The following is a 14,443-nucleotide window of genomic DNA, read 5'->3' on the forward strand; positions in this document are numbered from 1 at the left end:
AATTAATCATCGACAAAAGGTGCAAAAATCACGTTTATAATTCACTGAATTAAACGTGATTTTACTTTTTTAATAATGAAACATTTACATAAAGGAGAAAAATTAATCAAATTTCAAAAAAACGTAAAAAACACAAATACTTAGAAATCAATATTTTAAATAAAAAAAGATTTTGAAAATAAACTAAAAAACTCTTTAAGATCATTATTGTTTATCTTTTTCATTAAATAATTAAACAATACATAAAATACTGAAAATCAACACCGTAAAATCTTATTAAGTAGGAATAATACTCTTAAAATTTTCATAATTACATGTAAAATGACGACGAACGTACATATTTTACGGTAAACACGTAACCAACTATCAGAAAAGTATATTAACTTAGTAACCCTAAAGTAGAAGAGAGAATTTTCTTCTAAATTTTAACCCCAAAATTAAACTTTTATGAAACTAAGATGCGCCTTAATTACGTCTATTCTTTTATGCATTACTATTTTAAACTCTAACGCACAAGATTTCAATACTAATGACAGCAAATGGACTAAAGGTTGGACCAATTTCACTCCAAACAGCACAAACTATCCTGAAGCAGAAGAAAAACTTCCAAACATTATAGCAGAAGACACTTATCTAAGTAATGATACAGTGTATCTATTATCTGGTAATGTATATGTAATAGGAAATGCAATATTAACCATACAAGAAGGAACCGTAATAAGAGGAGATCATGAAAATCCTGCGAATCTAATTATTAGTAAAGGTTCTAAACTTATTGCGGTTGGTACAGAAGCCTACCCAATTGTTTTTACCTCTAACAAAGCTCCTAAATCAAGAGCGAGTGGAGATTGGGGTGGTATCATAATAGCTGGCTCTGGAAACGTAAATTCAGTTTCTGGAAATGGTATTATAAAAGGAGATTTTAACCCTCAATATGCCGTATATGGAGGAAATAATCCAGATGAACAAACTACAGTACTAAGATATGTTAGAATAGAATTCCCAGGTAGCAAATCAAAGGGAACTGATCAATTAAACGGTTTATCGTTATTCGGAATTGGTGCCGCTTCTATTGTAGATCATATAATGGTTAGCTATTCAGGTCAAGATTCATTTAATTGGACTGGAGGTAATAACAACATAAGAAACATGATTTCTTATAAAGCAGAAGACGATGATTATCAGATTTCTGAAGGTTTTAAAGGAGATCTTGATCAACTTATGGCAGTTCGTCATCCATACATCAACAGCCCAAAGGGATCTTTTGCTATAGAGATTGACGGATATGATAAAAATCAAGGATTCTTAAAGCCAAATGCAATTACTGATGTAACTATTACTAATTCGACTTTTGTTAATTTATCTGATAACTCGAATTATATGCATACGGCGTCTGCCATTTCTGCAACAAATTCTGCTTTGGTGTATTTACACAATTCTAAAATTTCAGGATTTTCTAATGTTGTAAAATTCGATGAATCATATACTTCTCTAGCTGTACTAGAAAGAGCTTTCAAAATGGACAACAGCTTTTTCAATATTCATGGAGAAGGTGTAGAAGTAAGCTACAAACCAAATGCTGGAGTTTTAAATATTTTGAAATACAATCGATTTACTAAAGACTTTGTTAGTGTTGATAAATTGTTTGAAGACCCTACAAGTAAATCAGCACCAAAGTTTCATCTTAAAAAGGCAATGAATAATTATATGGTAATGCAATAGATGCTGACCATACCTATTAAAAATAACATTTTTTTGTCCCAGGTTCCCCAAATCCTGTAAACGAATTTAATCCGGCAATACAAATTATGCTTAAATCAAAACTATTAGTAGGTTTCATCTTTTTCTTGTCCATCCATTATATCAATGGCCAGCAAAAAGATGAAGCCGTTTTTTTCAATCAAAGAGACCAAATAACTAAATTTCATACTATACGTGATTTAGAAGATCTAAAAAAAGGACAACTCATTCAACTTTATCAAGATCGTATAAAGGAAATCATTACTGTTCTTCCGTTTCTATCTCTTACTAATGAGCCTGGAGTTAGATTAAGCGACCTAGGAATTAAAGAAGATTCGGGACACATAAAATCTCTTAAAAAAAGTGTAGAAACTAACAAAGAAGCAATCAACGTAACTCAGAATTCTATAGAAGAACTGGTCCCCTACGCGGATACAGAAAAAATCATACTAACAATTTTATATTTCGAAGAAATCATAAAGAAAATGAGAATCGGAGTTACTAAAAACTTTTAACTTGAGGTTTAAATAAAAAATTAAGAAAAAGACAGTATTAATACTGTCTTTTTCTTTTGCAATAGATAAAATATCGTATATTATTGTAAGGGTATTTTAGAATTCACTACTAAGAAAACATGATTACATTTTATCTGTTTTTGGGAATATTAACTTCGATCGCTGGCGCGCTTCCACTTGGAGCTGTAAATATTGCTGTAATCAATACTACTATTAAAGAAGACACAAAAAAAGCTTTCCGAATAGCTTTAGCTGCTGGTGTTGGCGAAGTACTATTAGCTCTTTTCGCATTACATTGTAGTATGGAATTGACAGATTTTTTTGAAAACAATCGATGGATTCAGATAGTAATTATTTCTATATTCTTAATTATCGGAGTTTATTTTTTAGCAAGAACTAACAAAACAGAAACTGTCAAAGAAATTAAAAAAAATAAGTTTGGAAAGTCTAAATTCTTAACCGGTTTTTCCCTTGCTTTTCTAAACCCACCTGTTATCATATATTGGATAGTAGCAATATCATTAACCAATAAACATCTATTTGAGCTTACGCTATACACACCACTAATTGCCTTATTTCTTTTCTTTTCTGGTATATACTTAGGTAAAATTGGAACGCTTTATTTATACAGTAAATGGGGTAATAAAATGGCAAGTAAATCTAACAACTCTAAGACTAAATTATTTAAAATTATTGGAATTGCTTTAATAGTAATTTCAGTTGTTCAGGGATTAAAATTCTTCATAGTCTAAAGGCACAATTAACATATACTTTTTTAAAACTGTTTTATACCTATTTTAATATTCAAAAACAGTCTACATTTGCATACGATTTTGATAAAAAGATGCAATGAAGGAAAACCACCTAAATCCAGAATTAATATTGTCCAAGGATGATATGACACAATATGGATATACAATAATAGATCATATAGTAGAACATTTTGACAATCAAGACTCTAAAAAACCAGTAGCAATAGCAACTCGCGAAGAAATGGATAATCTACTAACTGAAGATATTCCAACCAACCCTACCGATGCCAATAAAGTTCTTGATTTTGTCATGAAGGAGATTATACCACAAAGTACGATTGTATCCCATCCAAAATCATTTTCTTTCGTTCCGGGACCAAGCAATTACATAAGCGCAATGGCAGACACGATAGCCACGGGTTTCAATATCTTTTCAGGTGGTTGGGCGGCTTCTCCGGCAGCAGCAGAATTAGAAATTCTTACCATGAATTGGTTATTAGAAATTTTTGGGTTTGGTACTAAACAAGGAGGTGGTATTTTTACTAGTGGTGGATCTATGGCTAATCTAACTGCTCTAGTAACCGCAAGAAGAATTAAATGCGGAGATGACTTTTCTAAATCAGTAATCTATTTATCGGATCAGGCACACTCTTCGAATATTAAAGCGATCAAAGTAATTGGCTTCAAAAAAAGTCAAATAAGGATTATACCGACAGATCTCGAGTTTAAAATGTCTTTAAACAAATTAAAAAATGCAATTGCCAAAGATCGTCTACAAGGGTTAGAACCTTTTTGTATGATAGCTTCTGCTGGAACCACTAATACAGGAACCGTAGACCCATTAGACGAAATTGCAAAAATCTGTACCAATGAAAAGCTATGGTTTCATATAGATGGAGCCTACGGAGGAGCTGCAATATTAGCTGATAATGGGAAAGAATTACTAAAAGGTATTGAAAAAGCAGATTCGTTAACAGTAGATCCTCATAAATGGTTTTTTCAACCATATGAAATGGGATGCTTACTTATAAAAGACCACAATTGGCTAAGTGGAACATTTAGCGAAAAACCTGAATACTTGCGAGATGTCGAGGGAAATGAATCAGAAATCAATTTTTATGATCACGGGATTCAATTAACTCGCAGTTTTCGTGCTCTAAAATTCTACATGTCATTAAAAACTTTTGGTTTAAATTCTTTCAAAAAAGCGATACAATACAATATAGAATTAGCAGAACAAACTGAAAATATTCTCAGAAAAAGCTCTAAATGGGAAGTAATTTCTCCAGCTACGTTAGCCGTTATTAATTTCAGGTATCATCCAATTGACAAAAATTTATCTGAAAAAGAAATTGATATTATCAATCAGAAAATCTCTGAAAAAATAATGAACTCCAGAGAAGCATTATTAGTTACAACAGTGCTTTTAGGGCAAGTAGTATTAAGAATGTGTTTAATAAATCCTAGAACTACAATTACTCACATAACTGAAACTATTGAACAATGCGAATTATATGGAGATGCTTTACTTTCCTTAGAGGAAGTCAATTAAAGCATGGTTAACTGTACCACATACCCTTCATTATTTCTAACATTAAAAACGGTATCATCTTCAAAAATTAGATATTGACCTTTGATACCTTTCAGAATTCCTGAGTATTCGGGTGTTTTCTCTAAATTTAAACTTTTTAATTTATTAGGGTAGTCCAATACAGGAAAATCAAGTTCTGTTTCTTTATTATTATCTATAAAATATTCCTTAGCCTCTTCGGGTATGAATTCTTTTAGCTTATCACGGTATTCTTTTAAATCCTTATCTTCAATCTCATTCTTAAGCATTTTACGCCAATTCGTTTTATCAGCTACATGATCCTTAAGAGCAACTTCGGTAATTCCGGCTAAATATCTATTGGGAACCTCAACAATCTCTATTGCCTCGTGCGCTCCTTGATCAATCCATCTCGTTGGCACTTGAGATTTTCTTGTAACTCCCACTTTTATATTACTCGAATTAGCTAAATACACAATATGAGGTTGAAGTTGAGCTTTTTTCTCAAAATCCAAATCTCTATCTTCTATCCCTAAATGTGCCTTACTTAATTCTGGACGCATCACCCAATCTCCAACCTGAGGTTGATTATAAAAATCATCATAACAATATCCTTGTCGATAAATTTTTTTGTTTTTGCCGCAAGCCAAACATTTATACCCAATAAATTTTATGCTTAAGGATTTATTCAATAACTGATTTACATGGATAAAGTCCGAATCAAACACTAAATAATACTGAATTGGACTCCCTATCTCTGTCTGCATTTTAGTAAGTACTCCCTGATATTGCATAAAAAGTTTAGTTATAAGTTAAATCTTATAAAAAGAATGTTATTATTTTTATTATTTTAGTTTCCGATGAAAGTCAATCACACAATCATATTAATGCTAATTTCAGCTCAAAGATACATCAAAAAATGCCAATCCCTTTAGTCAATTCTATAGCTAGCTGGTTCTTAAAAAAGCGTTTTCACCAGATGGAGCTCTTCCTTAAGTACCCCAATGAAGTACAGCTAGAATTATTACATGTTCTACTGGAAACAGCCAGAAATACTGAGTTTGGCAAAACCTATGACTTTTCTTCTATCCATAATTACGAAACCTTTAAAGAACGAGTTCCTATTAGATCTTATGAAGATTATGAAGAAATGATCGAACGGAGTAGATTAGGAGAACACAATATATATTGGCCTACCCCAATTAAATGGTTTGCCAAATCTAGTGGAACTACAAATGCAAAAAGCAAATTTATTCCTGTTAGCCAAGAATCTCTAGAAGATTGTCATTATGCCGCAGGGAAAGATCTATTATGCATGTATCTTAATAACAACGAAAATTCCAAGCTATTTACAGGAAAAAGTCTTCGGTTAGGCGGAAGCAAAGAATTATATAAAGAAAACGGCACCTCTTTTGGTGATCTGTCAGCTATAATCATTGATAATATGCCCTTTTGGGCAGAATATAGCTCAACTCCAAGCAATGAAGTTTCTTTAATGAGTGATTGGGAAACGAAGATGACGGCGATCGTTAATGAGACTATTCAAGAAAATGTTACAAGTCTAGCTGGAGTTCCATCTTGGATGCTAGTTTTATTAAATCAAGCACTAGAGACCACTGGACAAGAGCATTTATTCGAAATATGGAATAACATAGAAGTATACTTCCATGGAGGAGTTAGTTTTGAACCATATATTGATCAATACAAAAAAATATTGCCAGGAGATTCCTTTAAGTATTATGAAATCTACAACGCATCAGAAGGTTTTTTTGCAATTCAAGATCAAAACGAATCTTCCGAGCTTTTATTAATGCTCGATTATGGAATCTTTTATGAATTTATACCTATGAATACCTATGGCACAAATAATGAAAAAGTAATTTCTTTAAGTGACGTAGAAATTGGCATCAATTATGCCGTTATAATTACCACTAATGCAGGTCTATGGAGATACAAAATTGGAGATACCGTACGTTTTACTTCTATAAATCCTTATAGAATTAAGGTCTCCGGAAGAACTAAACACCATATTAATGTGTTTGGAGAAGAATTGATTATAGAAAACGCAGAAGAAGCTTTAAGAAAGACTACAAAAGATACTGATTGTGAAATTGTGGATTATACAGTAGCTCCTATTTTTATGGAAGGTAAAGAAAAAGGAGCTCATGAATGGATGATTGAATTTAAAAAACAGCCTAAAGATCTTACGCTGTTTACCAAAATCTTAGATCAAAACCTTCAGAATATCAATAGTGATTATGAAGCTAAAAGATATAACAACACTACTTTAAATATATTAAAGGTTAACAAAGCAAGACCTCAATTATTTTATGATTGGCTTAAGAAAAATAACAAATTAGGAGGTCAGCATAAAATCCCAAGGCTTTCTAATTCTAGAAAATATCTTGATGAGTTATTACAATTAAACAAGGTAAATTCTTATTCGATTTAAGGATGTTATAAATTGTAATTTAGCGAAGTAAATCTCCCAGAATCTATTTTTAGAAATACGGTTTTACCACAAAAACAATACGTAATAAATTCTGTTTTTTGTTAAAAAACAAGTATTTCATCGGCAAAAAAAAACGATTTGTCTAAAAAATAAAAAATATCTTTCGTACCCTTTATTTTCATATTAAATTTGTTTTCAGTTAGTTACAAAACAAACGTCCCAAATATGAAAAAGTTTTTACTCAGTATTGTTTTTATTTCGTTCTCTATCGCTGCAAGTGCACAGGAAATCAACACAGAAAAAAACATTGAAGAGAATACCACTTCTAAAGAGTTACCTTTGATAAGTAATCATATATCTTTATCGACAATCAATACTACAGCAAAAACTACAAAACTAGATAATGTATGTTACGGAGAGACTTCTAAAGTTGCATTTTATGAAGTTTTAATATCTAAAAATGGTTTTGATATAAACCTTAAAGATAGCACTGATCTTGTTATAAAAAACACTGAGGAAATTATTTCAAAAAAAATAGAAGAGACTTTATATTCTGAAGAAGAAGAATAGTAACCAACCATATATTGTAAAGCACAATAAAAAACTCCTTAGATATTAAATCTAAGGAGTTTTTTATTTCTATTAGGTAAAGAACTTACTCTATGAAACTGCTTTAAGTTTATTGATAGTGGATTTATTTAGTTTTTTCTCTGCATAATCTTTAGTTACCCTTAATTCAGTTTCTTCACTTTCTGGTAACTCATACATTGCATCTGTAAGAATCGCTTCGCACAATGAACGTAATCCTCTAGCTCCTAACTTATACTCTACAGCTCTTTCTACAATATAATCTAAAGCTCCAGGTGTAATCGTAAATTCGATATTATCCATTTCGAACAGCTTTTTATACTGCTTTATGATAGCATTCTTAGGCTCTGTTAAAATTGCTCTTAATGTATGATTATCCAATGGATTCATATGAGATAATACTGGAAGACGCCCTATAATCTCAGGAATCAACCCAAAATCTTTTAAATCCTTAGGGATTATATATTGTAATAGATTATCCTTCTCTATAGTATCCTCTGACTTAGATGCGCTAAATCCCATGGCCTGCATATTCAATCGCTTCTGTATAGCATTTTCGATACCATCAAAAGCCCCTCCTGCAATAAAAAGAATATTCTCTGTATTTACCTCAATAAACTTTTGATCTGGATGCTTTCGTCCTCCTTTTGGCGGAACATTAACTACAGTTCCTTCTAACAGCTTCAATAAAGCTTGCTGCACTCCTTCTCCAGAAACATCTCTTGTTATACTAGGATTATCACTCTTACGTGCAATTTTATCGATCTCGTCAATAAAAACTATACCACGTTGCGCTTTTTCTAAATTATAATCAGCAGCCTGCAATAAACGTGTAAGAATACTTTCTACATCTTCACCAACATATCCTGCCTCAGTAAGAACAGTAGCGTCAACTATTGCTAATGGTACGTTTAGCATTTTAGCGATAGTTTTAGCTATCAAAGTTTTACCAGTACCTGTTTGCCCTACCATAATGATATTACTTTTCTGTATTTCAATATCATCATCAGTACTTGGCTGTAATAAACGTTTATAATGATTATACACGGCAACAGACATCACTTTCTTAGTGAATTCTTGACCGATTACATATTCATCCAAAAACTTTTTAATAGCCATGGGCTTACGAAGCATTAATTCAGAGCTCAGTTCTCCTGTCTCTTCATCTCTAGCCTCTTCAACAACAATTCCGTGAGCTTGAACAATACAACGATCACATATGTGAGCGTCCAAACCTGCAATCAATAAATTGGTCTCTGGCTTTTTTCTTCCACAAAACGAGCATTCTAAATCTTCTTTCGGCATAATTATCTATTTCAAAAACTTGTTTGCTATTCAAAATTATAACAAACATTACTAGGGGCGCAAAATATAAACTTTGCTTTTATTTTAATTATATATTATTCTCTTGTAAGTATTTCATCAATCATACCATACTCAAGAGCTTTATCAGCTTTCATCCAATAGTCTCTATCACTATCTTCATAAACTTTATCATATGTCTGACCTGAATGTTTTGCTATAATTTGATATAGTTCTTCTTTTAATGTCAATATCTCTCTCGCAGTTATTTCGATATCACTTGCCTGACCTTGGGCTCCTCCAAGCGGCTGATGAATCATTACTCTACTATGAGGTAATCCAGAACGCTTTCCTTTTTCTCCAGCACATAATAATACAGCTCCCATAGATGCTGCCATTCCTGTACAAATAGTAGCCACATCTGGTTTAATAAATTGCATTGTATCGTAAATCCCTAAACCTGCATAGACACTTCCACCAGGAGAATTTATATATATCTGTATATCTTTAGAAGAATCAACACTTTCTAAAAACAAAAGCTGCGCTTGTATAATATTCGCTACCTGATCGTTAATACCAGTACCCAAAAAGATAATACGATCCATCATTAATCGAGAGAATACATCAAAAATAGCTACATTCATTTGACGTTCTTCTATAATATTAGGAGTCATACCTACTGGATACATACTACTTATAATTTGATCATAGTAATTACTATTGATACCGTGATGTTTCGTAGCGTATTTTTCGAATTCTTTTCCGTAATTCATATGTTCTTTTTCTGAAATTTTGTTTTTATAAAAAAGGCGTTAACCAAAACTTGGTTTAACGCCCTAAATATAAGTATAAATTCCTTATTAGTATGTGTTGATTATTTGTAAACTTCTTTTACAAAATCATCAAAACTTACTTCTTTTTCTTTCAATTTAACATTCTCTTTATAGTATCCAAGTAATTTCTGGCTCATAAGTTGCTCAGAAATCCTTTTTACCTCATCCTGATTAGATAAAATTCTTGCTGCTATATCTTCTAACTCTTTATCTTCTGGAGACATTTGACCAAACTGAGCCATTTGTCCTTTTATCAGGTTTTTAGCGAATTCTTTTAACTCTTCAAAAGTAACCTGAAGGTTATTATCATTAATTAGCTTTCCTTCGATTAACTGAAAACGTAATCCTTTCTCGCTTTTCTCATACTCATCTTTTGCCTCATCCTCTGTCAAAGGTTGCTCTCCAGTAGCTTGAATCCACTTTTGTAGGAACTCAGCAGGTAAATCAAATTTAGTATTTTCAAGTACACTTTCTGTCACATCATTTAGCAACTGCTGATCCGACTGCTGAACAAACTGGCGATCTGCATCTTCTTTGATCTTTTCCTTAAGTTCAGTAACAGTTTTTACTGTATCCTTACCGTAAATTTTATCAAATAAATCTTGATCTAATTCAGCTAATTCTTGATTGTTAATTTCAGAAATAGTAAAAGTTACTTCAACTTCTAACCCTTTAGCATCCTCTTGACTAACTTTTAACGCATTTATCAAATCTTGATCATCAGAAAATAAGCCCTTTGTTTTCAAAGTAAGTACATCACCAACTTTAGAACCAATAAACTTATCTAAGTTTCTTTTTCCTTTGATCTTATCTAACGAAATAGTAGTTTGATTGTTAATTTCTTTTTCTTCGTTAACAAAAGTACCAGCAATTAAATCATCCTTCTCTGCAGCATCCTTTGGTACTAATTTACCATATTGCTTTTGGATTGTTTTGATTTGATTATCGATCATTTCTTCACTAGCTACAATCTTGTAATGTGTTATAGCTTTCTTACCATTAAGTTTTACCTCAAATTTTGGCGCCAAACCTAATTCAAACTCAAAAGAATAATCATCAGAATCCCAGTCAAAGTTTTCTTGCTCTTTCGGTAATGGATTTCCTAAAACATCTAATTTCTCCTCTGTTAGATACTTATTTAGAGCATCTTGTAACAATTTATTTACCTCATCTACTAAAACTGCTCTCCCATATTGCTTTTTTACCAATCCCATAGGAACATGGCCTTTTCTAAAACCAGGAATATTGGCATTTTTGCGATAATCTTTAAGAATGTTATCTACCTTATCGCTATAATCTGCTTTTGCAATATCTACTGTCACTACAGCATTTAAATCGTCTAATTGCTCTTTTGAAATATTCATTATCTCTACTTTTTTGTACTAAAAATCGGGTTGCAAAAGTAATACTTTTTTACAACTCAACAAAGTTTTAACTTCCTGAAAAACAGTTAGCTTTTATCTTTCTTTAAAATAGAGTATAATATAGATTGAAACACGGATAACAAAACACTAAATATTAATGCCCATAACCAACCGTTAACTCCAAAACCTGAAACAAAATGATCTGCTATTAATATTATCGCCGCGTTAATTACCAATAAAAACAATCCCAAAGTAACAATAGTAACTGGAAGCGTTAAAATAACCAACAAAGGTTTTACGACAGCATTTAGAACTGCCAAAAGTACCGCCACAATAAGAGCGCTAACATAACTATCCACATTAACTCCCGGTAAAATCTCTGCCAACACCAATACAGCAATTGCACTGAGAATCATTTTTAATAAGAATTTCATTATATATAGGTTTAGATTGATTCTCAAATTACCAAAAAACAATACAATAAAAAAACCTGCTATTAAAATAATAGCAGGCTTATATATTTTATATTAACTTAAAGCAAATTAATTCACCTCGTTACTAAGTGTAACAGTTCCGTAGTCTCCAGGATTAACAGAAGGCAAAGTAGCTCCATAAGTTTCTTCGATCTCTTCTAGCACTGCATTCGTTAAAATCGCATGTGCTCTTGGTGTAGGATGCACTCCATCTAAAGAGAATCCACCACCAGTTACAAAAGCTGAAGTTACAACTCCAGAATCAAAAGGAATACCACTACCCGCAGCCTGACTTAAGATTGACTTTACATCTACAAAAGCTAGACCATTAGCAGCCGCTAATGCTCTTATAGTAGCGTTAAAAGAATCCTGAGCACTAGTTACTGCAGCTTGTTCTGCTTCTGTTAATACATCAGCATCTCCTAAAGGAACGGAAACCCCTGTAATCAAACTACCGTCTCCTGTAAGATCAACACCTATATTACCTGCTGATGTTAATGGAATTAAGTCTGAAGAAGTAGCCTGTCTTAATTGACCTAAAAGCCCAGCTGTTTGAGAATCTAAGTTAAAAGGAGCTCCTTGTATAATTGTTGAGATATCAGTTAATGATTCATCTACTATAGTTACAAAGTTCTGACCAGCTACAAAATTAATTTGTCTGCTTCCAGCTTCTTCAGCAGTTATTACACCAAGTCCCGCCAATCCAGGAAGTATTTGAGTATTATAAGCAGCAAATTGCGAATTTAAAAACGCAGCAGTCTGCGCATCTAAAGGTACTGCATTAGTTGGTACAGTTGTAAAAAATGGAAGTGATGTTACACTTGGCAAATTAAGAACTACACCTTTTGCTCCATTTGCAGTAAGAGCATCTAACAAATTACTATAAACAGAAGCAAAAACATTACTATTAGTAATATCACTTCCTCCATAAGTAGTAGGATCTATATTTCCAGTAACATTGTGATCTTCTCCCACACCTCCGGAAGTAGCATAACTTAAGATGTCATTATTACCTATCCATAAACTAAAGAATGTTGGACTTTGTGCAACTGCATCTGCAATAACTGTAGCGTCTGCAGAAGAAGCAAATCTAGCAAAATAAGGGTTTGCTAAACCTGCAGCAACACCTGCAACATTTCCATATCCAGGAGCAGCTAAATGAAAACTTTTAGCTCCTGGAACTCCCATATTATTAAAAGAAGCACCTAGGTTATTTGATATTTCAGTTGTCGGCATCGCGCCTGTGTAAGGTGTAGGGCCAGGATTACCGTCTGCATCAAAAGCTAATACCAATCTATTTCCTAAAATCTGAGTCCCTCCCAATAAGGCTCCACCAGCATTATCCGCCATTAAAGGCTGGGTAAAGTCTCCTCCACCTGCTAAAGCAAATTGTTGAGATAATATGTTTGGGTATGAATTCTCTTGCCCCGTTATATACAAAGCATTATCTGCAAAACCAGCAGTTAGCGAATTTCCTAAAGCTACATAATTAGAAAAATCAGCTTCTCCACTAGTATACACACCAGCATCATCAATTGGATTGTCAAACTCTGGCTCACAAGCTACTAAACCTAATGCCAGAATTGCTAAATATTTTATATTGTTTTTCATCTTCATTTTATAATTTATAAGTTAAACCAAGTCCTGGCGCAAATGCGCTTGATTTATATGTTCCTCCAAATGGAACATTCTGCCCATTTTCTTCATAAAAATCGTAGGATGCATCAACCTCTTCAAACCTTAGATAAAAGAAAGAAGCGTCAATTGCTAACTTAGGAGTAATTGCAAAACTTACACCTCCTGAAAAACCTTGAGAATCGTTACGAGGTGTTTCTGGTGCAAAAAATCCAGATTGAACAGGAGATTCATCAATATAGTATCCTGCACGAAGTGAAATCTTAGAAGTTGCGTCATATTGCAATCCAAAACGATAAACCGAAGAGTTCTTATAATTACGTGGATTAATAGAAGTTGCTCCATTACCAAACTGTAAATCTAAAGATTCGTACACATCCCAGAACTGTCTGTTATAATCAAAAGCAAACAACCACTTATCATGGAACTGATAAGAAAGTCCTACTGTCAATTCCGCAGGCAATGGCAATTCTGCGTTAAAAGTAGTAGTTCCATTTGCAGGAACACCGGGAGCAGTAGTAACAGGGAAATTAGAAAAAGTCGCCTCTCCACCTTCTGCTTCAAGAATAATTTCACTACGGTAACTAAATCCTAATCTAAAATTTTCTGTTGGGTTAAACATAGCACTTACGCTCCAACCCCAATTATTAACTCCAGAATCATCTATAGTAATATTAGCACGATTTCCATCAATATCCGTAGTCGTTCTATTAGCATTTCTATTAAAATTCACAGAACCTGTAACAAAAATAGGTCCTCCCCCAATACTAAACTGGTCAGATAATTTAATAGAAACTACAGGTTGAATATAAATTGCAGCTAATTCAATATTATTTACTAAATGGGAACCAGCCCAATCTGTTGGCCAAGTTACCTCACTACCATAAGGAGTGTACACCCCAAGTCCTAGTGCCAACCAATCATTCACCTTATAAGATCCATATAAGTTAAGCGGAGTCCCAACAGAACTATCAGTTTCTGAAGAAATCCCAAGATCTGAATTTTGATAAATAACATCGGTAAAAATACCGCTCGCACCAGCACTTATATTCAGCTTATTTTCTAAATATACAAGACCAGCTGGATTAAAGAATACTAACTCCGCACTATTTACCACGGCAACACCTGTGTGCCCCATAGCCATAGCTCTCTGTCCTTGCACACTAACTCTATATCCACCGGCATATGTGACCAATGTCACTAAGGCGAATAGAACTAATAATAGTAGTTTTTTCATAAT

General features: G+C 32.9%; 13 protein-coding genes. 6 read left to right on the top strand and 7 right to left on the bottom strand.

The window, feature by feature from the left end:
* Positions 1 to 447: 447 nt before the first annotated feature.
* The 4 genes from J8L88_RS10000 (at position 448) to J8L88_RS10015 (ending at position 4,559) form a co-directional block, all read left to right on the top strand.
* On the top strand, positions 448 to 1,722 hold the full coding sequence (locus J8L88_RS10000; RefSeq protein ID WP_051336151.1) for a hypothetical protein: 1,275 nt from the start codon (positions 448 to 450) through the stop codon (positions 1,720 to 1,722).
* A gap of 86 nt (positions 1,723 to 1,808) precedes the next feature.
* Complete coding sequence (locus tag J8L88_RS10005) at positions 1,809 to 2,255, top strand: hypothetical protein (protein WP_027393498.1); 447 nt, start codon at positions 1,809 to 1,811, stop codon at positions 2,253 to 2,255.
* Positions 2,256 to 2,374: 119 nt separating this feature from the next.
* A complete protein-coding gene (locus tag J8L88_RS10010) occupies positions 2,375 to 3,007 on the top strand; it encodes a LysE family transporter (RefSeq protein WP_027393497.1) in 633 nt (210 codons plus the stop codon).
* Between the two features lie 97 nt (positions 3,008 to 3,104).
* Entirely contained in the window at positions 3,105 to 4,559 is a 1,455-nt protein-coding gene (locus J8L88_RS10015) for an aminotransferase class V-fold PLP-dependent enzyme (protein ID WP_211060676.1), read from the top strand.
* Here the strand turns inward: J8L88_RS10015 and J8L88_RS10020 are convergent.
* Positions 4,556 to 5,350, bottom strand: a complete 795-nt coding sequence (locus tag J8L88_RS10020; protein ID WP_118388976.1) for a DUF2797 domain-containing protein — start codon at positions 5,348 to 5,350, stop codon at positions 4,556 to 4,558. The genes J8L88_RS10015 and J8L88_RS10020 overlap by 4 nt on opposite strands.
* A gap of 125 nt (positions 5,351 to 5,475) precedes the next feature.
* Here J8L88_RS10020 and J8L88_RS10025 point away from each other — a divergent pair, with 125 nt between their 5' ends.
* Positions 5,476 to 7,008, top strand: coding sequence for a GH3 auxin-responsive promoter family protein (locus J8L88_RS10025; protein ID WP_035085559.1), 1,533 nt, complete (start codon positions 5,476 to 5,478; stop codon positions 7,006 to 7,008).
* Between the two features lie 225 nt (positions 7,009 to 7,233).
* Positions 7,234 to 7,578, top strand: coding sequence for a hypothetical protein (locus J8L88_RS10030; RefSeq protein WP_027393493.1), 345 nt, complete (start codon positions 7,234 to 7,236; stop codon positions 7,576 to 7,578).
* 90 nt (positions 7,579 to 7,668) lie between these two features.
* Here the strand turns inward: J8L88_RS10030 and clpX are convergent, their stop codons facing one another.
* From clpX to J8L88_RS10060, 6 genes are all read right to left on the bottom strand, one after another.
* A complete protein-coding gene (gene clpX, locus J8L88_RS10035) occupies positions 7,669 to 8,901 on the bottom strand; it encodes an ATP-dependent Clp protease ATP-binding subunit ClpX (protein WP_027393492.1) in 1,233 nt (410 codons plus the stop codon).
* Between the two features lie 95 nt (positions 8,902 to 8,996).
* Positions 8,997 to 9,671 (bottom strand): ATP-dependent Clp endopeptidase proteolytic subunit ClpP, encoded by a 675-nt coding sequence (clpP, locus tag J8L88_RS10040; RefSeq protein ID WP_027393491.1) that lies wholly within the window; start codon positions 9,669 to 9,671, stop codon positions 8,997 to 8,999.
* 101 nt (positions 9,672 to 9,772) lie between these two features.
* The gene (gene tig, locus J8L88_RS10045; protein ID WP_118388975.1) at positions 9,773 to 11,095 is read right to left on the bottom strand and encodes a trigger factor; all 1,323 of its coding nucleotides are present in this window, start codon (positions 11,093 to 11,095) and stop codon (positions 9,773 to 9,775) included.
* A gap of 86 nt (positions 11,096 to 11,181) precedes the next feature.
* Complete coding sequence (locus J8L88_RS10050; protein WP_027393489.1) at positions 11,182 to 11,529, bottom strand: phage holin family protein; 348 nt, start codon at positions 11,527 to 11,529, stop codon at positions 11,182 to 11,184.
* A gap of 108 nt (positions 11,530 to 11,637) precedes the next feature.
* Positions 11,638 to 13,179 (bottom strand): G-D-S-L family lipolytic protein, encoded by a 1,542-nt coding sequence (locus J8L88_RS10055; protein ID WP_211060677.1) that lies wholly within the window; start codon positions 13,177 to 13,179, stop codon positions 11,638 to 11,640.
* A 7-nt stretch (positions 13,180 to 13,186) separates the two neighbouring features.
* A complete protein-coding gene (locus J8L88_RS10060; RefSeq protein ID WP_027393487.1) occupies positions 13,187 to 14,440 on the bottom strand; it encodes an OmpP1/FadL family transporter in 1,254 nt (417 codons plus the stop codon).
* Positions 14,441 to 14,443: the final 3 nt, after the last annotated feature.

Source organism: Aquimarina sp. MMG015, from assembly GCF_018100855.1.
GTDB classification, from domain to species: domain Bacteria; phylum Bacteroidota; class Bacteroidia; order Flavobacteriales; family Flavobacteriaceae; genus Aquimarina; species Aquimarina latercula.